Origin of the sequence: Rhodococcus sp. BH5 (assembly GCF_027583855.1) — a bacterium.
In the GTDB taxonomy this organism is placed as follows: domain Bacteria; phylum Actinomycetota; class Actinomycetes; order Mycobacteriales; family Mycobacteriaceae; genus Rhodococcus_F; species Rhodococcus_F qingshengii.
This window is the reverse complement of record NZ_JAJHVW010000005.1, coordinates 261414-280054: the sequence shown is the minus strand read 5'-3', so window position 1 is coordinate 280054 and position 18641 is coordinate 261414. Positions and strand designations below refer to the sequence as shown.

General features: G+C 62.9%; 17 protein-coding genes and 2 pseudogenes. 11 read left to right on the top strand and 8 right to left on the bottom strand.

Going from position 1 to position 18641, the window contains the following annotated elements:
- Window positions 1–19 precede the first annotated feature (19 nt).
- Entirely contained in the window at window positions 20–1120 is a 1101-nt protein-coding gene (gene gcvT, locus RhoBH5_RS15395) for a glycine cleavage system aminomethyltransferase GcvT (RefSeq protein ID WP_270008486.1), read from the bottom strand.
- A 158-nt stretch (window positions 1121–1278) separates the two neighbouring features.
- Between gcvT and RhoBH5_RS15390 the strand changes: the two genes are divergently transcribed.
- Entirely contained in the window at window positions 1279–2796 is a 1518-nt protein-coding gene (locus tag RhoBH5_RS15390) for a leucyl aminopeptidase (RefSeq protein WP_019748919.1), read from the top strand.
- A gap of 55 nt (window positions 2797–2851) precedes the next feature.
- Here the strand turns inward: RhoBH5_RS15390 and RhoBH5_RS15385 are convergent, their stop codons facing one another.
- The gene (locus tag RhoBH5_RS15385; protein ID WP_065456602.1) at window positions 2852–3202 is read right to left on the bottom strand and encodes an oxidoreductase; all 351 of its coding nucleotides are present in this window, start codon (window positions 3200–3202) and stop codon (window positions 2852–2854) included.
- 364 nt (window positions 3203–3566) lie between these two features.
- Between RhoBH5_RS15385 and sucB the strand changes: the two genes are divergently transcribed.
- From sucB to RhoBH5_RS15360, 5 genes are all read left to right on the top strand, one after another.
- Window positions 3567–5315 carry a 2-oxoglutarate dehydrogenase, E2 component, dihydrolipoamide succinyltransferase gene (sucB, locus tag RhoBH5_RS15380; protein ID WP_058039509.1) on the top strand — a complete coding sequence of 583 codons (1749 nt, stop codon included), beginning with the start codon at window positions 3567–3569 and terminating at the stop codon, window positions 5313–5315.
- Window positions 5316–5435: 120 nt separating this feature from the next.
- Entirely contained in the window at window positions 5436–6323 is an 888-nt protein-coding gene (locus tag RhoBH5_RS15375) for a TIGR01777 family oxidoreductase (RefSeq protein WP_003941584.1), read from the top strand.
- Between the two features lie 29 nt (window positions 6324–6352).
- Window positions 6353–7114 carry a lipoyl(octanoyl) transferase LipB gene (gene lipB / locus RhoBH5_RS15370; protein ID WP_270008485.1) on the top strand — a complete coding sequence of 254 codons (762 nt, stop codon included), beginning with the start codon at window positions 6353–6355 and terminating at the stop codon, window positions 7112–7114.
- A gap of 51 nt (window positions 7115–7165) precedes the next feature.
- Window positions 7166–8176, top strand: coding sequence for a lipoyl synthase (gene lipA, locus RhoBH5_RS15365; RefSeq protein ID WP_003941610.1), 1011 nt, complete (start codon window positions 7166–7168; stop codon window positions 8174–8176).
- A 76-nt stretch (window positions 8177–8252) separates the two neighbouring features.
- Entirely contained in the window at window positions 8253–9008 is a 756-nt protein-coding gene (locus tag RhoBH5_RS15360; protein ID WP_003941625.1) for a DUF4191 domain-containing protein, read from the top strand.
- A 73-nt stretch (window positions 9009–9081) separates the two neighbouring features.
- On the opposite strand, the gene RhoBH5_RS15355 is transcribed toward RhoBH5_RS15360, so the two are convergent.
- Complete coding sequence (locus tag RhoBH5_RS15355) at window positions 9082–9555, bottom strand: RDD family protein (protein WP_003941579.1); 474 nt, start codon at window positions 9553–9555, stop codon at window positions 9082–9084.
- A gap of 213 nt (window positions 9556–9768) precedes the next feature.
- Between RhoBH5_RS15355 and glnA the strand changes: the two genes are divergently transcribed.
- Window positions 9769–11205 (top strand): type I glutamate--ammonia ligase, encoded by a 1437-nt coding sequence (gene glnA / locus RhoBH5_RS15350; protein WP_003941609.1) that lies wholly within the window; start codon window positions 9769–9771, stop codon window positions 11203–11205.
- Between the two features lie 174 nt (window positions 11206–11379).
- On the opposite strand, the gene RhoBH5_RS15345 is transcribed toward glnA, so the two are convergent.
- Both RhoBH5_RS15345 and RhoBH5_RS15340 read right to left on the bottom strand, forming a co-directional pair.
- Window positions 11380–11643 carry a hypothetical protein gene (locus RhoBH5_RS15345; protein WP_125051366.1) on the bottom strand — a complete coding sequence of 88 codons (264 nt, stop codon included), beginning with the start codon at window positions 11641–11643 and terminating at the stop codon, window positions 11380–11382.
- A 363-nt stretch (window positions 11644–12006) separates the two neighbouring features.
- Window positions 12007–13044: an LppP/LprE family lipoprotein gene (locus tag RhoBH5_RS15340; RefSeq protein WP_270008484.1), complete on the bottom strand. Its 1038-nt coding sequence runs from the start codon at window positions 13042–13044 to the stop codon at window positions 12007–12009.
- A gap of 655 nt (window positions 13045–13699) precedes the next feature.
- Here RhoBH5_RS15340 and RhoBH5_RS15335 point away from each other — a divergent pair.
- From RhoBH5_RS15335 to RhoBH5_RS32695, 3 genes and pseudogenes are all read left to right on the top strand, one after another.
- Window positions 13700–14629 carry a GIY-YIG nuclease family protein gene (locus tag RhoBH5_RS15335; RefSeq protein ID WP_270008483.1) on the top strand — a complete coding sequence of 310 codons (930 nt, stop codon included), beginning with the start codon at window positions 13700–13702 and terminating at the stop codon, window positions 14627–14629.
- A 129-nt stretch (window positions 14630–14758) separates the two neighbouring features.
- Window positions 14759–15301 carry a hypothetical protein gene (locus RhoBH5_RS15330; RefSeq protein ID WP_125051370.1) on the top strand — a complete coding sequence of 181 codons (543 nt, stop codon included), beginning with the start codon at window positions 14759–14761 and terminating at the stop codon, window positions 15299–15301.
- A gap of 102 nt (window positions 15302–15403) precedes the next feature.
- A pseudogene (locus tag RhoBH5_RS32695) lies at window positions 15404–15564 on the top strand (IS110 family transposase); the annotation flags it as partial.
- Here the strand turns inward: RhoBH5_RS32695 and RhoBH5_RS32690 are convergent.
- Window positions 15556–15738 carry a hypothetical protein gene (locus RhoBH5_RS32690; protein ID WP_442972460.1) on the bottom strand — a complete coding sequence of 61 codons (183 nt, stop codon included), beginning with the start codon at window positions 15736–15738 and terminating at the stop codon, window positions 15556–15558. The pseudogene RhoBH5_RS32695 and the gene RhoBH5_RS32690 overlap by 9 nt on opposite strands.
- Here RhoBH5_RS32690 and RhoBH5_RS32685 point away from each other — a divergent pair.
- A pseudogene (locus RhoBH5_RS32685) lies at window positions 15714–15896 on the top strand (transposase); the annotation flags it as partial. The gene RhoBH5_RS32690 and the pseudogene RhoBH5_RS32685 overlap by 25 nt on opposite strands.
- A gap of 20 nt (window positions 15897–15916) precedes the next feature.
- Here RhoBH5_RS32685 and RhoBH5_RS15320 read toward each other — a convergent pair.
- Window positions 15917–17143 carry an MFS transporter gene (locus RhoBH5_RS15320; RefSeq protein WP_143173040.1) on the bottom strand — a complete coding sequence of 409 codons (1227 nt, stop codon included), beginning with the start codon at window positions 17141–17143 and terminating at the stop codon, window positions 15917–15919.
- A 264-nt stretch (window positions 17144–17407) separates the two neighbouring features.
- Window positions 17408–18544, bottom strand: a complete 1137-nt coding sequence (locus tag RhoBH5_RS15315) for a hypothetical protein (protein ID WP_270008482.1) — start codon at window positions 18542–18544, stop codon at window positions 17408–17410.
- Between the last annotated feature and the right edge of the window lie 97 nt (window positions 18545–18641).

The following is an 18641-nucleotide window of genomic DNA, read 5'->3' as shown; positions in this document are numbered from 1 at the left end:
TCGAACGTGAAAAAGCTCTCTACTTGGTGTTGGTCTCCACGAACGGAGGAGACACCACGACGCACCGAAGAGCACGACCACGGACGTCGACTTCGATCTCGTCGCCGGCCGAGACATTGGCACCGGAATCGAGGAGCGCCAACGCAATTCCCACTTTGAGCGAAGGCGAAAACGTCCCCGAGGTGGTCTCGCCGATTGCCTCGCCGTCACGCAGAACACCGAGGCCGGCACGAAGCACGCCGCGATCGAGAGCCTTGATCCCCCAGAGTTTGCGAGCCGGGCCGGCAGCCTTCTCGTCGGTCAAGGTCTCTTTGCCCCAGAATGTCGGCTTCTTCCAACCGATCGCCCATCCGCAGCGCGCTTCGAGCGGAGAAATCTCGAGCGAAAGCTCATGCCCGTGCAGCGGATACCCCATCTCGGTACGAAGAGTGTCACGGGCGCCGAGTCCGGCGGCCTGCCCACCCTCGGCGCGCACTGCCTCGAGAAGCGCGCGGAACAACGGCTCGCTGTCCTCCCACCGCGGCAGGAGTTCGTAGCCGACCTCACCGGTGTAACCGCTGCGGCACACACGAACAGGCACGCCGTTCCATTCCGCATCTTCGTACGCCATGTACTCGATCTCGGTGGGAAGTCCCAGAGCGGTCAGAACCGCCACCGATTTCGGACCCTGCACAGCCAGCACACCGTAGGCACGATGCTGATCCTCGACGGTGATTCCATCCGGTGCCACAGCGACCAGAGCCGCAACGACGTCCGTGGTATTGGCTGCGTTCGGGACGAGGAAGATCTCGTCGTCGCTGACGTAGTACGCAATGAGGTCGTCGATGACACCACCGGACTCGTTGCAGCACAACGTGTACTGAGCCTTACCCGGCCCGATCTTGTTCAGGTCGTTGGTCAGTGCGGAGTTCACGAATTCCGCGGCGCCCGCGCCACGCACGACGGCCTTGCCGAGGTGACTGACGTCGAAGAGTCCGACATTCTCACGCACAGAGGTGTGTTCGGCCACGACGCCGGCGTACGAAACCGGCATCTGCCACCCCCCGAACGGCGCGAACGTCGCGCCGAGTTCGACGTGGACGGGGTGGATCGGGCCCTGCAACAGTTGTTCGTCGGTCATGGCCCACAACCTATCGGACTTCGCCGATCGAAACATGTCCGCAGCGAGAGCTCACTCGGCCGTGACGATCGCCCGTCCGCAAACTGCAAAGGGCCTAACATCGACTCAGGCATCCGCCAGAACCGGACGCATCGCACACTCACCTCACAGGAGACACCTTGAGCACTCGCACAGCCCGATCGTTGGGACCCGACCTCGTTCTCGCCGGCACAGTCGCCAAGCGCGCAGAGATATTGGTCGTCGGTCTGACGTCGGGTCCGGACGGCCCCGAAATCGCACTCAGCGAAGGCATCGTCGCCGAAGACGTACTCGCCGAGATCCTCGACAGCCTCATCGCCGTCGGCGCCACGGGCAAGCCCGAGCAGCTCACTCGTGTCCCGGCACCGAGCGAACTGTCGGTCACCAGCGTTCTCGCCGTCGGACTCGGCTCTGCCGACAAGCTCGGCAGCGAGCAGATCCGTAAGTCCGCCGGCGCCGCAGCTCGCTCGTTGTCCGGCATCGACACCGTCGCAACCACGCTCTCGATCCTCGACCTCGGTGCAGCCGCCGAGGGATTTGCGTTGGGCGCGTACAGCTTCACCGAATTCAAGTCGTCCATGACGGCTCCCGGTCCCGATTCGCAGCCACTGGCCCGCGTCGAACTTCTGGTGCCGTCGCCGCGCACGAAGGAGACCAAAGCGACGCTGGCACGGTCGGCTGCCATCGCCGAGGCCGTCGCCACCGCACGCGAGTTCGTCAACACTCCCCCGAGCCACCTCTACCCCGCCGAGTTCGCCGCGCGCGCGAAGGCACTGGGCGTCGAGGCCGGGCTCACCGTCCAGGTTCTCGACGAGAAGGCACTCGAGAAGGGTGGCTACGGCGGAATCATCGGCGTCGGCAAGGGCTCGTCACGCCAGCCGCGTCTCGTCCGCCTCGAATACGCGTCGAAGAAGCGTGGTGCCCGCAAGGTCGCACTGGTGGGTAAGGGCATCACCTTCGACACCGGCGGAATCTCCATCAAGCCCGCCGCCGGGATGGAGAACATGACCTCGGACATGGGCGGCGCCGCAGCCGTCATCTCCACCGTCGTGCTTGCCGCCAAGCTCGGCCTGCCCGTCAACGTCGTCGCATACGTACCGATGGCCGAGAACATGCCGTCCGCGACCGCGCAGCGTCCCGGCGACGTGCTGACCCAGTACGGCGGAATCACCATCGAGGTCGTCAACACCGACGCCGAGGGCCGTTTGATTCTTGCCGACGCGATGGTTCGCGCGGGTGAGGACGATCCCGACTACATGATCGACACCGCCACCCTGACCGGTGCGCAGATGGTCGCGCTCGGCAACCGCACCCCCGGAGTCATGGGCACCGACGAGTTCCGTGACCGCGTCGCCTCCATCTCGCAGAGCGTCGGCGAGAACGGCTGGGCCATGCCGCTGCCGGAGGAATTGCGCGGAGATCTCGACTCCAAGGTCGCCGACATGGCCAATGTCACCCCGCACCGCTGGGGCGGCATGCTGGTCGCAGCTCACTACCTCAAGGAATTCGTTCCCGAGGGTGTCCAGTGGGCGCACATCGACGTCGCGGGGCCGGCCTACAACACGTCAGGGCCGTGGGGTTACACCGGCAAGGGCGGTACCGGCGTTCCCGTTCGCACGATGATCTCGGTCCTGGAGGACATCGCGGTAAACGGCTGACCCCTTGCTGTGCGCCTTTATTAACCCCCCGCGGTTAATAAAGGCGCACAGCAGTTCAGGCGCCGTCGCGTAATTCCTGCTCGCGGGCACGCTTGCGTTCGATTCGCCTACGTTCGTCGTGATCGCGCATACGCTGCGGATATCCCGTCTTGCGGACGTCGTAGACCGGGATCTTCAAGTCTTGTCCCAATTTGCGGGCGCCACGTTCGCCGCCGACACGACGACGAGTCCACTCCCCGTCCTTCGCAACCAGGACGACGGTCACCTCGGTCACCGTCGTCTGCGGTTCCACATAGGCCTCGACGCCTTCGTGCGAGTGCGCCCAATTCGCCAGATGATCCGCATCACTCTGCGCTGCGGCCTGAGCCGCACTCGGCGGACGCTTGAAACGATCGAACAGTCCCACGGTCGTACCCTCCTCGGTACCGACGCCGCGGATGCACCCCGGCGATATGTCAAGTTTGCCAGGCGATGTCCGTTGTGCCTGCGCACGACATACCGTTTGGTCCGCTTACGACGTTACAGCCGGACCCCCGACGCATACCTACTCGCCAGTAGCCGACACACCCGAAACGGACGGCATCCCCCTCATCGGACACGCCCGGCGTATCAATGGAAAGATGAACGACGGTGACGCCGCGCTCGCGCGTCGACATCGGCAAAATAGCTACAAGTAGCCGCACGTCGCGCGCCACTCGAGCACAATGCATTACGACCACAAGTCGACAAAATTCAACAACCCGAACACAACTGTCGAGGAGTCAAAAGACATGGCCTTCTCCGTCCAGATGCCAGCCCTAGGTGAGAGCGTCACCGAGGGAACTGTCACACGGTGGCTCAAGCAGGAAGGAGACACGGTCGAAGTCGACGAACCCTTGCTCGAAGTCTCCACGGACAAGGTCGACACCGAGATTCCGTCTCCCGTCGCCGGCGTCCTGACCAAGATCGTCGCGCAGGAAGACGACACCGTGGAAATCGGTGGCGAGCTCGCCCAGATCGGTGAAGCCGGCGAAGCCGCAGCACCCGCGGCAGAGGCACCCGCCCCCGCCGCCGAGGAAGCTCCCGCCGAGGAAGCGCCGGCTGCCGAAGCTCCCGCTGAAGAAGCTCCCGCTGCCGAGGCACCCGCTGCTTCGAGCGGTTCCGCTGAAGGTACCGCCGTGACGATGCCCGCCCTCGGCGAGTCCGTCACCGAAGGCACCGTCACCCGCTGGCTCAAGGCTGTCGGCGACGAGGTTGCCGTCGACGAGGCGCTGCTCGAGGTCTCGACCGACAAGGTCGACACAGAGATCCCGTCCCCCGTCGCCGGAATCCTGCTCGAGATCAATGCGCAGGAAGACGACACCGTCGAGATCGGTGGCCAGCTGGCCGTCGTCGGCTCCGGCGCACCCGCCGCGGCACCGGCACCCAAGGCCGCTCCCGCAGCACCGGCAGCACCCCCTGCCCCCAAGGCCGAAGCTCCGAAGGCCGAAGCACCCAAGGCTGAAGCACCCAAGCCTGCCGCCGCACCGGCCGCACCCGCTCCGAAGCCTGCTGCGGCTCCCGCACCGGCGGCTGCCCCCGCAGCGTCCGGTGACAGCAGCCCGTACGTCACCCCGCTCGTGCGCAAGCTCGCCACGGACAACGGCGTCGACCTCGCGACCGTCACCGGCACCGGCGTCGGCGGCCGCATCCGCAAGCAGGATGTGCTCGCCGCTGCGGAGGCCAAGAAGGCTCCCGCCGCCGCTGCTCCTGCTGCAGCACCCGCGGCCGCACCGGCCGCCACCGCAGCCGCAGGCGTCCGACCCGAACTGGCACACCTGCGTGGAACCACGCAGAAGGCCAACCGTATTCGGCAGATCACGGCCACCAAGACACGTGAGTCGCTGCAGAACACCGCTCAGCTCACGCAGACCTTCGAGGTGGACGTCACCAAGATCGTCGCCCTGCGGGCCCGTGCCAAGGCCGGCTTCATCGAGCGCGAAGGCGTCAACCTGACGTTCCTTCCGTTCTTCGCCAAGGCAGTCGTCGAGGCGCTGAAGTCGCACCCGAACATCAACGCAAGCTACGACGAGGCTGCCAAGCAGATCACCTACTACGACGCTGAACACCTCGGCATCGCAGTGGACACCGATCAGGGCTTGCTCTCCCCCGTCATCCACAACGCCGGCGATCTCGGCCTGGCCGGCTTGGCCCGCGCCATCGCCGACATCGCCAAGCGTGCACGCTCGGGTGGCCTGAAGCCGGACGAGCTCTCGGGTGGCACCTTCACCATCACCAACATCGGCAGCCAGGGCGCGCTGTTCGACACCCCGATCCTGGTACCGCCGCAGGCGGCCATGCTCGGAACCGGCGCGATCGTCAAGCGCCCGATGGTGGTCACCGACGAGAACGGCAACGAGTCCATCGGCGTTCGCTCGATGATCTACTTGCCGCTGACCTACGATCACCGTCTGGTCGACGGCGCCGACGCCGGCCGATTCCTCACCACTGTGAAGCAGCGGTTGGAAGAAGCCTCGTTCGAAGCTGATCTGGGCCTGTAAGCAACTGCTCGGCCGGCCGGGGCGTCATCTCCATCAGGAGGTGGCGCCCCGGCTTTTTCAGTACGGTCGGAGATATACGTTCGGATATCGAAGCACGCTGAATCGAAGGAGGCTTTCCGAATGCGAGTAGTCATCGCCGGCTCGTCCGGTTTGATCGGAACGGCCTTGGTGTCATCGTTGCGCTCCGACAACCACGACGTGGTGCGTCTGGTGCGACGCTCGACCGCCGGCCCCGACGAATCGCGTTGGGACCCGGACCACGACCGTCTGGACCTCTCCGTCCTGCAGGGCGCCGACGCCGTCGTGAACCTCTGCGGCGTCGGCATCGGCGACAAACGGTGGTCGGGTTCCTACAAGCAAGCGATCCGTGACAGCCGCATCGTCGCGACCGACGTCTTGGCCGAAGCGGTCGCGAGTCAGAAGGTTCCCGTCCTCGCCAACGCGAGCGCCGTCGGCTATTACGGCGACACCGGCGACAAGATCGTCGACGAGGATTCGCCGGCAGGCACAGACTTTCTCGCCACGACGTGTCGCGATTGGGAACTTGCCACCGAACCGGCGCGTGCGGCGGGCGCCCGCGTCGTCAATCTGCGGTCCGGCGTCGTGATTTCACCTCATGGGGGCATGCTCGGTCGGCTTCGGCGCCTTTATTCGTTCGGCCTCGGCGGGCGACTGGGCAACGGTCGCCAGTACTTTCCGTGGATCTCACTCGAGGACGAGTGCGACGCGATCAAGTTCGCGCTCACGAATTCCGAACTCTCCGGTCCCGTCAACCTGACCGGTCCGGCCCCTGTCACCAATGCCCAGTTCAATGACGCCATGTCCCGTGCGGTCCACCGCCCGGCTCCCTGGATCGTTCCCGGGTTCGCACTCGAAGCGTTGATCGGAGAATTCGCCAAGAGCGGCATCCTCGGTGGCCAGCGCGCCATTCCCGCAGCTTTGGAAAAGGCGGGATTCTCTTTCCGCCACAACACGATCGGCGAAGCGCTGGCGGCCGCACTCGGTTGATTCCGAAGTCGGGCGTAATCTCTACGTCCATGAGCAGCGCTGCCGTTTCCGCCCGGTTCTCGAAACTGCCGATCGCCGTCGAGCAACTCGGTTCGATCGACTACAACGCCGCGTGGGACCGCCAGCGTGAGCTCGCGGCTGCGCGGGCGGACGACATCGGACCGGACACGCTACTGCTCCTCGAACACCCGCCGGTGTACACGGCAGGACGACGCACGGAACCCGAAGATCGTCCCGTCGACGGCACGCCTGTCATCGACGTCGACCGCGGCGGGAAGATCACCTGGCACGGCCCCGGCCAGCTGGTGGGATATCCGATCGTGAAACTGGCCGAGCCCATCGACGTGGTGCGGTATGTCCGACGCATCGAGGAAGCACTGATCACGGTGTGCACGGACCTCGGCCTGAACTGCGGGCGCATCGACGGCCGCTCCGGCGTCTGGCTGCCCGCCGAACTCGCAAACGGGCAATGGAAGCCCGAGCGCAAGGTTTCTGCCATCGGCGTGCGCGTCCAACGGGGCGTGGCACTGCACGGCTTCTCCCTGAACTGCAATTCGGTCCTGACCGGATTCGACAACATCATTCCCTGCGGCATCCGTGACGCCGGGGTCACGACGCTGTCGCATGAACTCGGTCGCGACGTCACCGTGGACGAAGTCACTCCCGCTGTGACCGAGGCAGTGATCGCTGCTCTCGACGGAACCATGCACGTCACCGAACGGAACGTCGAGCGCGTCACCTTCGAAAGCGCCTCGCCTACTCCGACTTTTACTACCGTTCAGTACAGCTGACGGGCTCGCCCGAACCCCGTTGCAGTAATCACCGGGCGTAGGATCACTGTCGTGACTATCGCCCCAGAAGGACGTAAGCTGCTCCGTCTCGAGATCCGAAACGCGGAGACGCCCATCGAACGCAAACCCAACTGGATCAAGACCCGAGCAAAGATGGGCCCCGAGTACACGGAGCTCAAGGGCCTGGTCAAGCGTGAAGGTTTGCACACCGTCTGCGAGGAAGCGGGCTGCCCCAACATCTACGAGTGCTGGGAAGACCGCGAAGCCACGTTCCTGATCGGCGGCGAGCAGTGCACACGCCGCTGCGACTTCTGCCAGATCGACACCGGCAAGCCCGAAGCCCTCGACCGCGACGAGCCCCGTCGCGTCGCGGAAAGCGTTCAGGCCATGGGCCTTCGGTACTCCACGATCACCGGCGTCGCCCGCGACGACCTCCCCGACGGCGGCGCCTGGCTCTACGCCGAGACCGTCCGCAAGATCCACGAACTCAACCCGGGCACCGGCGTCGAGAACCTGGTTCCGGACTTCAACGGCAAGCCCGAACTGCTCGACGAGGTCTTCGCCTCACGCCCCGAGGTCCTCGCACACAACCTCGAGACCGTCCCCCGCATCTTCAAGCGGATCCGTCCGGCATTCCGGTACCAGCGCAGCCTCGACGTCATCACCGCAGCACGCGACTACGGACTGGTCACCAAGTCCAACCTGATCCTCGGCATGGGCGAAACCCCTGAAGAGGTCACCGAGGCGATGGCAGATCTCCACGCCGCCGGTTGCGACATCCTCACCATCACCCAGTACCTGCGCCCCTCGCCCCGGCACCACCCCGTCGAGCGGTGGGTCAAGCCCGAGGAGTTCGTCGCACACTCGAAGGCTGCAGAAGAGATGGGCTTCGCCGGCGTCATGGCCGGTCCGTTGGTTCGCTCGTCGTACCGCGCCGGCCGCCTGTATGCGCAGGCCATGGCACATCACGGCCGTGAACTTCCCGAGGCGCAGCGTCATCTGACCGAGGGCGGCGACGCTTCCCAGGAAGCCAGCTCACTCATGGCGCGCCTGAATCGCTGATCCACTTTTTGCTGTGCGCCTTTATTAACCGCGGGCGGTTAGTAAAGGCGCACAGCAATGGACGTATCCTGGGTACATGGCGAACGGCAGCAAATCCGGTAAGGGCAAACCCACCAAAGAGGCAAAGGCTGCAGCGAAGGCTGCCCGCAAGCAGGCTTCCAAGGAACGTAGAACTCAGCTCTGGCAGGCATTCCAGATGCAGCGCAAGGACGACAAGCTCCTCCTGCCGCTGATGATCGGCACCCTCGTCGGTGCGGCTCTGGTCTTCTTCCTGGTCGGCCTCATCTGGGGCCTTCAGTGGTTCCTACTGCCGATCGGCATCGTTCTCGGTCTCCTCGGCGCCTTCATCATCTTCGGTCGTCGCGTCCAGAAATCGGTGTACAAGAAGGCTGAAGGTCAGGCCGGTGCCGCTGCGTGGGCGCTCGACAACATGCAGGGTGCGTGGCGCGTTACGAATGCCGTCGCCGGCACTACCCAACTCGATGCCGTTCACCGCGTCGTCGGACGGCCGGGTGTCATCCTCGTCGCCGAAGGTTCGCCGCAACGCGTCAAGGGCCTCCTCGCGCAGGAGAAGAAGAAGACCGCCCGCCTCATCGGCGACACCCCGATCTACGACATCATCATCGGCAACGACGAGGGCCAGGTTCCGCTCTCGCAGCTCCAGCGCTACTTGAACAAGTTGCCCCGCAACATCGACACCAAGCGCATGGACAACATCGAAGGTCGCCTCGCTGCACTGAGCGCACGCGGCGGCGGAGCAGCGCTTCCCAAGGGCCCGATGCCCGGAGGCGCGAAGATGAAGGGAATGCAGCGAACCATTCGTCGTCGCTGACACTCCCCCACAGCAAAACGAAAGACCCGGGCCCACACGGACCCGGGTCTTTCTTTACTTCGAGAAATTTGTGTCAGCGCGATTTCACGAGCAAAGTGCCGGTCGCGCGGTCCTGCATACCGCGACCGTCGATGTCGGTGATGGTCGCGGGAATCACGAACACAAGCAGTGCCTGACGTCCGAGCGCGCGCACGAAGCCCACTCGGATCGGGCCTTCGATACGCGCAACCTGAAGTCCGAGGACGAACTGCCCCGGGGTGAAGTTGAACAGAGCCACGGTGACGACACCGACGGCGAACCACACCATCAGCGTGACAGTCGAGGTCATACCGTCGAAGAAGTCGCCGGTGATGAGCGAGGCCACTCCCACAGCCATCACCCAATCCACCAACAGTGCCGCGATACGACGGCCCGAACCGACCAGCGAACCCGGACCCTCCTGAGGGAAACCGAGGAGCTCGCCACGGTACGACTGCTCACGGCCGTCCGCGCTCTTCGGCAAAGCTGCTTGCGGCCCAGAGAGCCAAGTTCCGGTGATACGTGCCATGCTGTCCAGGATAGGCGTCGCAGCACCGTAGTCCAGATTTGCCGGGTTTTAACTGTGTGGCCGGTCACATGGACTTCGGAAATCCCCAGGATGCTGCGACGCGTAACACTGCCGAAACAAAGGGTTGACGAGCGGGCAACACCAGCTCCCTACCGTCTGCCTCGACGGATTCAACCGACATCACTTGGCTGAAGCGACTTAAGGAGCACAAGCGTGGCGTTCACCACGGCCGAAGAGGTCATCAAGTACATCGCGGACGAGAACATCGAGTACGTCGACATTCGGTTCAGCGACCTGCCCGGCGTCCAGCAGCACTTCTCGATCCCGGCGTCTGCTTTCAACCAGGACGTGTTCGAGGACGGCCTCGCATTCGACGGATCTTCGGTCCGCGGATTCCAGTCGATCCACGAGTCCGACATGATGTTGCTTCCCGACGTCACCACGGCGCAGATCGACCCCTTCCGCAAGGCGAAGACCCTCAACATCAACTTCTTCGTGCACGACCCGTTCACCCGTGAGTCCTACAGCCGCGACCCGCGCAACGTTGCCCGCAAGGCCGAGGAGTACTTGGTCAGCACCGGCATCGCGGACACCGCATTCTTCGGCGCCGAGGCCGAGTTCTACATCTTCGACTCGGTTCGCTACGACTCCGGCATGAACTCCGCGTTCTACGAGCTGGATTCCATCTCCGGTTCCTGGAACACCGGCGCAGAGACCAACGCCGACGGCTCCCCGAACCTCGGCTACAAAGTTCGCGCCAAGGGTGGCTACTTCCCCGTCGCTCCGTACGACCACTACGTGGACCTGCGCGACGAAATCTCCACCAACCTGACCAACGCGGGCTTCGAGCTCGAGCGCGGCCACCACGAGGTCGGCACCGGCGGACAGCAGGAGATCAACTACAAGTTCAACACGCTGCTCGCAGCTGCTGACGACCTGCAGTTGTTCAAGTACATCGTCAAGAACACCTGCTGGCAGCACGGCAAGTCCGCAACCTTCATGCCGAAGCCGCTCTTCGGTGACAACGGCTCGGGCATGCACGTCCACCAGTCCCTGTGGAAGGACGGCAAGCCCCTCTTCCACGACGAGTCCGGCTACGCAGGCCTCTCGGACATGGCGCGCCACTACATCGGCGGCATCCTGCACCACGCTCCGTCGCTGTTGGCCTTCACCAACCCGACGATCAACTCGTACCACCGTCTGGTGCCGGGCTACGAAGCCCCCATCAACCTCGTGTACAGCCAGCGCAACCGCTCGGCAGCTGTCCGTATCCCGATCACGGGCAACAACCCGAAGGCAAAGCGTCTCGAGTTCCGCGCACCCGACTCCTCGGGTAACCCGTACCTCAACTTCGCTGCACAGATGATGGCCGGCCTGGACGGCATCAAGAACAAGATCGAGCCGATGGCTCCGGTCGACAAGGACCTCTACGAGCTTCCCCCGGAGGAGGCTCGCAACATCCCGCAGGCTCCGACCAGCCTCGAGACGGTCATCAACCGCCTCGAAGCCGATCACGAGTACCTGACCGAGGGTGGCGTCTTCACCACCGACCTGATCGAGACCTGGATCTCGCTCAAGCGCGAGCAGGAAATCGCTCCGGTCAACCTGCGTCCGCACCCGTACGAGTTCGAGCTCTACTACGACGTGTGATCCGCATCCTGACGTAAGTCAGACCTGCGAATACCGAGTCCACCCGTCCCGCTTCTGCGGGGCGGGTGGACTTGTTTCGGTCCGATCGAATGTGTCCGCCGCACATGTGCCCGTAAGTGCCGAGCATTGCCTTCGCACTCGGGAGCCGCATCCCGAGGCTGAACTGTCTTGATATCAGCTCCCGACGCGATGAGCAGCGAGGCGAGAAAGTGCCGCAAGTCGTGAAGCTGAACTCGTCCGGTAGGTCCACCTCCCCGTCACCGTCACCGTCCGCAGGGTCCGCTCGATCAACCCCGACGCCGCGTCCATTCCTGACCCGTTCGTCACCATCTGCTCATGCGGCCACTGCAGTTCCGACGAGGAGAGCATGAGCGTGAGTGTCTGCGGCACCGAAATCGACGCATCACTCCCCTGGTCTTTAACGGTTTGTCCGGCCACTGCTGTTTCCGGTGCACAGCCCCACGGGTGAAATCGACGTCAGCAACACGACGCCCCGACGTCTCTGCCATGCGAAGGCCCGCGAACGCGCCGAGCAGTATCGCCAATCTATAGTGCAAGCCAGAGGCAGATGGATAACCCCGATAACGCGCATACCCCCAGTGACGACAAAGCCATCAGTATCGCCAGGGCGGCCGTACCTCTGCCCGGTGGCAGTTTCGATGCGGATACCGAAACAATCTGCCGTCAAGTTCCCAACGGTGAAAGCGACGTCGCGCAAGAGCTTTCAGCCTTCCGAGCTCGGCTGCATGGTTAGCGCGCCCACAGCTCACACCAGGATGTGACCATCCGTCGTCGAAACCGCTACTTGCAGCCACTGACCTTGAGCAACTCTGCGGGAAGGTCATTCTGCATCACGACCTCGTTTCCGTCCCATACGAAGATGGCGGTGGCCAGACCTGACGGATTCGCATTCGAGTCCATCCCTCGCGGCCACTTGTACTGCACCGTCACGCTGTCGCTGGAGGAATCAATCACCGAAGTGAAGCCGAACGAACACGCCGTAGCTGTCCCCTGATACTCCCCACGGTGGAAGAACATCACGTGCTGCGGCGAACTACCGGTCCCGCCATTGGTTTCGGCGATCGCATAGCTCAGCTCGGCACACGGATCAAAGTTTGTCTCCCCCAAGAACGTCCACTCGATGCCAGGAATCTGGGTTGCGGCCGGCACCTGGTCGAGGCCGGCCGATATCGCCGCGACTTTCGGGGTCGTTCCACACTTGACCGTCGCAACCGCTGCGGGATCGACAGCGTTTGCCCCACACAGCCACGGCCATCCGGTCATCTGTCCGAGGTTTTGCGGTTCCGCGGAGAAACTCTGCTCGTCCCCGAACAGGGAACCGTCACCGAGCTGACCACCGTTCGCAGCGTCATAGCTGTACGAAGTCACCTTCATCGCCGGTTGCGAGGAACTTCCGCCGTACTGCGCGGTGAAATTCCAGACCTCGATCGGCCTGGACGGGTCGCCTGTACAACGAACCGCGGTCTCGGCCCCTTCACCTCGATGCAGTTTCCACTCGACGGGATTGCCTTCGTACAACGAGGCGGGCGGTGACATGACGGCCAAATTCGCGTCCTCCCACGACAACACCTTGTATGAGGCAGAGCCGCCGAGCTCCTTCGTGGCGACGACAACCTCCGCACCCGGCACACCGTCAACGTCCCATGCTCCGGCAAACCCTGCCGCATCCTGGACCTTCGGATCGGTCAGCAACTTGGAGTCCGTACCGGCTACCGCAGCTTCGATGCCGGTAGCTGTCAGCACCACGATCTGACCACCTGCACGGCCGATCGAATCATCTTTGCCGTCGCCGTCGACATCCACGACAGTCAAAGACACACAGCCCTGTTTACCCGAACAGACATCAGGCGCGGACGGAGTCGTCGTGGTCGGTGACGAAGCCGCTGCGTTGTCCCCCGCTTGTGCAGCGCCTTCGACTGGATCGGCCCCACACCCAGCCAACAACAATGTGGCTGACGCGCAGATAGAAATCGCTAGTTTGGTTCTCACTATGTCCCCTGATTCGATACACAAACCACGATCGGATTGATGCAACTGTCGATGAGTATTGCAGTTGCACTTCGACATGCCACAGATTCCTGGATTAATAGGGTTCGAATTCACCTCCGGATAGGATCCAGTTTCGCTGACTCGACGGAGGCATTGTGTTGGACGTTGGCAGGTCAAGATTTCGGCTCTACTCCATAAGGTCCGTGATCGGAATCGGAGCGTTTATCCTGGTTGGTGGCCTATCGGTTGCACCGAGGAGGAAGAAGTTCAGTACACCGACCCCTCGACTACGAATACCCCGGAGCCTGGGATCTGCGCCACCGGTTTAACGGATGAGCTCTAAACATGGCTCGGAGAGATCTCTGTGAAGACCAAATGCACCACTGATCTGGAAATCGCAAACCAAATTGCGGCCCCACCAGCCAGCTCTGCGACCATTACTGTCGCAGTAACCGGAAGTCGATGTCCGAGGAGCTACTTGACGATGGCAAATGCTCAGACGATCCAGATCTTTCTACCTAAAGGTGATCCTTCGGGAATACGGGTGGCGAGTCTGACAACACGAACAGTGCGCGTATTCGAAGTGCCACGCTCACTGCTGAGGGACTTTCTGGAGATGTCGGAGTCCAACCAAGTAGGTGTCTACTATCTGTTCGGTTCCGAACCCGCAGACGTCCCCCAGTGCTATATCGGTCAGTCAGGCAGCGTCGGTGAACGGCTGAAGCAGCACACTGGACAGAAAGAGTTCTGGACCAAAGCCCTGGTGGCGGTCTCTTTGACGAACGAGTGGACATCGACCCATGTGGCGTATCTGGAGTGGCTGTCGATCAACCGCGCGAAACAGTATGGGCGCTTCGAACTCCAGAACGGCAACGCCGCATCGAACCCATTTACGCCGGCCCCGCTCGAAGCCGATTGCCGCGAATTCCTCGACACTATCGCGGTCCTACTTGCTACCCTAGGCGCTCCGATCCTGGAACCAGTCCTCAAGACATCGAATGCTGGCGACGGCAGAAACACGATCGGCGAGCCTGCATCCGAAGTGCTGTATTTCAAGGAGGGCGGTTGCAGAGCCACGGGGCATCAGACACCCGAAGGCCTGCTCGTCGCCGCAGGATCAAGAGGCCGTCCAGAGGTACGCGATTCTGCCTACCCGTCGATTAGCCGCCGCCGTGACGCACTCCAAGCGGAGGGCGTAGTCACGATCGACACTGAAGGACTGATCTTCGTCAAGGACTATCTCTTCAACAGTCCTTCCATGGCGGGAACTGTCCTCATCGGTGGCAACATCAACGGGCGAAACAGCTGGAAAGACTCTCTCGGCAATTCGATCAATGACCTTGAACGAGCAGCTCTCGACTCGGTTCCCAAGACATCAGTAGCGCAGCAAAACGAAGTTGAGTTCGAGAAGTAGATCTGCAGCCACCTCGCTGTTCACGGTTGGTCATACTCGCCGACGGACGATGGATATCGCCGCATCTGAGCGGAATTACATCGGGTATACATTCGACCGATACCGACTTGGGTGCAGGAGAAGCAACAGATGCCCGATCCGTTCGCAATCGAAGTGGACTCCTTCTACAACACGATCGTCCTGCGCTCACCGGATGACTGCGAACCACTTGCGCCGGGTTGGTTTCCCACCGAACCCCAATTCGTCACTGGCGGACCAGGCCGACTCGTCATCCACACCGGTGGACGCGGGCTCGTGCGCGTGACAGTCACCTCCACCGAAACACCTGCCCCTCCGCTCACGGATTCGCTACTCACAGTGTGGGAAGACATTGCGGAGGGTTCGTTCACCATCGAGAGCGACGCACTCTGCTTCGACGGATTCTCAGGTGAGGTATCGCATCCAATTCCCCATCCGAGGCCAGGCCCGTGCCGAGTGCGAGTGTTTGCTCGGGGACGGACTGAGTACTGGGACGCCTACCGGACACCGGAGACCCAACCGCAGATACGACTCCACATCCAACTCTGGCCGCAACAACTCGGTGACCCGCACCTCATCCAGTACCGAGACCGGATTACCGGAAATCGTAGCCGAACCGACGACACCCCCGAGGAAAAGCAGCCCACCACGTAGCCGGGAACATCTCTCTCCACTGCGCAGTTCTGCTCCGGGCACGGCTACCGGATCCAGTAGTTTTCTGTGCCGAGGCCGGTAGCGAAGTGCGAGTAGTCGACCTACCTGCCAGGGCTGCGGATACAGCGTTTCGCGGACCTGTACCCGGCAACGGAAAGACCGACGCGAAAGATGCTTTCATCATCGTCGATGCCGCCCGCACACTCTCCGATACGCTGTTGCCGATCGGAAAGGCCTGCGACCTTGTCGAGGGTCTACGCATGCTGTCCGAATTCGACGCCGATCTGGCGGTCGACGAAAACCGGTTGACGCCTGCGGTCGATGCTGTTGTCGGTGAATCCATGGGCGTACGGACCGGTGTGACTATGCTCGTCGAGATCACCGACATCGGTCGTTCCGCGACGCAGGGGCGCTCGCGGTTTACGCCGGGGTCGCACCTCGCACACATCGCTCCGGAACGTCCGTCAAAGGTGAGCACCGACAACACAGCGGCAACGCCAGACTCAAACGCGCCAAGTATCTTTCAGCGTTCGCTGCTCTCAAGGATCCGATCTCCCGTGCCGACTACGACCGAAAACGAGCTGAGGGCAGGCGTGGCTGGTGCGCGTCTCGAGGTCAGAGTTCGCGCGCCGGATGTCGTATCGGAGAGAACCCCAATGTGGCTGCAGCGATAGCGAACACAACAACGACGCCGAGCAGGGTTAGGCGTTCACCGATCGCGCCGACCAGCAGACCTGCTATCACTGCGCCGAGCGCAGCCATGGTGCGGTTGACGGAGCGTCGGGCGGCATTCACACGCCCGAGAAGCTCATCGGGGGTGAGTGTTTGCCAATAGCCCATCTCGTTCGCGTTCTCCGCGCCCGCTGCCAACCCTTGCAGGCCCAGTGCTGCGAAGAGCAGTACATGGCCGACACCTGTGTCCGTCGCGAAGGCCACGAGAAGCCAGGTGACGGGGTATACCGTGCGGGCGAGGATGACTGCTCGTCCTGATCCGATGCGCGTGCCGAGCGCGTGAGCGCAAGATGTGCCGAGGAGGCTTGCGACACCGAACGTCGTCAGAAGCAAACCGTATGTGTAGGCGCTGAACCCGAGCGAGCGGAGAGCGAACAGCGACAGCACAGTCAACGCAGCTCCGTTGGCAAGGAACCACACGTGTGTCGATATCGCGAGCGGGTTGAGAGTGCGGTGGCGATACGTGAATCTCAGACCCTCACGCACTTCGTTCATCAGGTTGCGGGAGCGAGTAACGGATCGAGGCTCGTCTACGTCGAGCCCGAAATTGAGTGCGGCATCAGCGAAATAGCTGATTGCGTCGACGGCAATCACCACGGGAGCGCCGAGCAGGCCTACGAGTGTGCCTCCGACCGTTGGCCCCAATGTCGTTGCCGCTGCGTCGGCTTGGTCGAGTCGAGCGTTTGCTTTCACCAGTTGACTGCGTGGAACCAGCCGGGGCAACAAGGACTGCATCGCAGCGAAGCCGAACACCGAGAAGGAGCCGAACAACAGCAACACGATGACCAGAACCCAGACGTGCAGAAGCCCGGCGAGCCACAGAAGCGGGACGGCACCGAGCACAACTGCCCGACCGACGCTCGCCCACACGAGAATTGGCTTGCGCCGCCACCGATCGACGTAGACCCCCGCGACCAACCCGAGCACCGCATACGGGATCAACTGAGCCGCGTTCACCACACCCACTTCGAACGGCGTCGCGTCCAAAAGCTGCACTACCAAAATGGGCATCGCCACAGCTGTCACCGACGAGCCGGCCGAACTGATCACCGCGGCCGTGAGAAAGCGTCGAAATGATGAACGGTGACCTGCCGGCGAATCGTCACTCATCGCTGACATCCACGACGCCACACAGCCGACTGCACCAGTCTGTCCCGCTCATGCACGGCACTGTAACCGAGCACGCCCGATATCGGTGCTGAGGACGAGGCGGCTGTTGGCATTGCCAAATTGATAGAAGCACTCAACCGTGACCAAGGACTAGAGCGGACACAGCCCCTCACCTCGTCCGCGTAGGTGGGGTTACCCGTCTCGACTTGCACTCCGCGATGCTCACCGAGTGGACATTGCACAGCGAACACGATTGGCTGTCACTCATTGTTGCGTTTCTTCGACCCAGTCGGGGTGTTCGCGGCTGTCGTCGAGCACCCAGGTACGGGATTCGTCGCCGATGCGGTCGGGGTCAGTGAGCCAGCATGTTGCGTCGGGCGCCCACCCGGCGATGACGCTCGCCGTCTCGTCGTCGACTCCGATCGCGGTTCCCGCCGCGGCCAGGTATCCCATAACGGTGAGATGCACGCCCGTGTAGCTCTCAGCGATGAGCTGCCAGTTGGGGATGACCCAGCGCCCTGATCGTCCGGTGGTCCGGTACCAGTCGTGTCGTTTATCCGCGGTGACCTCGAGGGGGAACCGTCTGCAGAGTTCCGCCCACGCCTGCGCGCCGTCGATCTCGTATATGCGAGCGCCGGCGGGTGCGTCGACTTGTCGCACGGCGATGCGTTTCCAACCCATGCTGTCTTCGACGAACCACAATTCTGCCGGGGTCCCGTCGAACAGTGCCCGTGTCGAACACCGAACAGACGGATTCGACCACCAGTAACCGAACCAGTTCGCCTTCGGATCGGTCGGACGATCAGCGGCTCGCGCTTCCGCTGCGAGAGTGTGCTCATGCCAGTCGCTCAGGAGTTCTGCAGCCGTCGACTCAAAGGTATCGGGGCTGTCGTCGTCCCGGCTCACTATCACCCATTGGTCGGTCTCGGCGAGCGCGGTCGTCCACCACTGCAAGTGTTGGGATCGTGCGATGTGCTCGGCGACTCGTCGAAGCTCATGCCGTACCGGCTCGGTTGTGACGAGGATGTCTTCACCGTCGGGGTCCTGCCAGTAGCGCGCTGTGTCCGTCGCTGCGGCGAGGGCCGAACGGAGTGCAACCTCGGTCACCTCGGGAATCGGTACCTCGGACAGGCGGTGCGCCACATCGGCGGCAGTGACGACGGCACGTACAGGCTCTTCGGGAGGCTCTTCAGCGCCGGACTCGTACGCCACGCGTGAATACGTCACGCTTGAGTCTCGCTCGGGGTCGAGGTGATAGGAGGCCAGAAAAACCGCGGAACCAAACGAGTCGTCATGTGGCTCGGGTCGCCGGATCCGTTCGGCATCCATCACGTAGTCAAGCAGCATCCGCCGTCCGCGTGGCCCCGACAGCAACGTATCCGCTGTACTCGTTGTGCTCACTGCCTCAGGCTCCTCGTTTTCCGTCATGACTGTGTGTACCAGTGTGACGACCTATCGGTGTTGTGCGCTTGGGCCACACACCCCGGCGGCCCCAGCG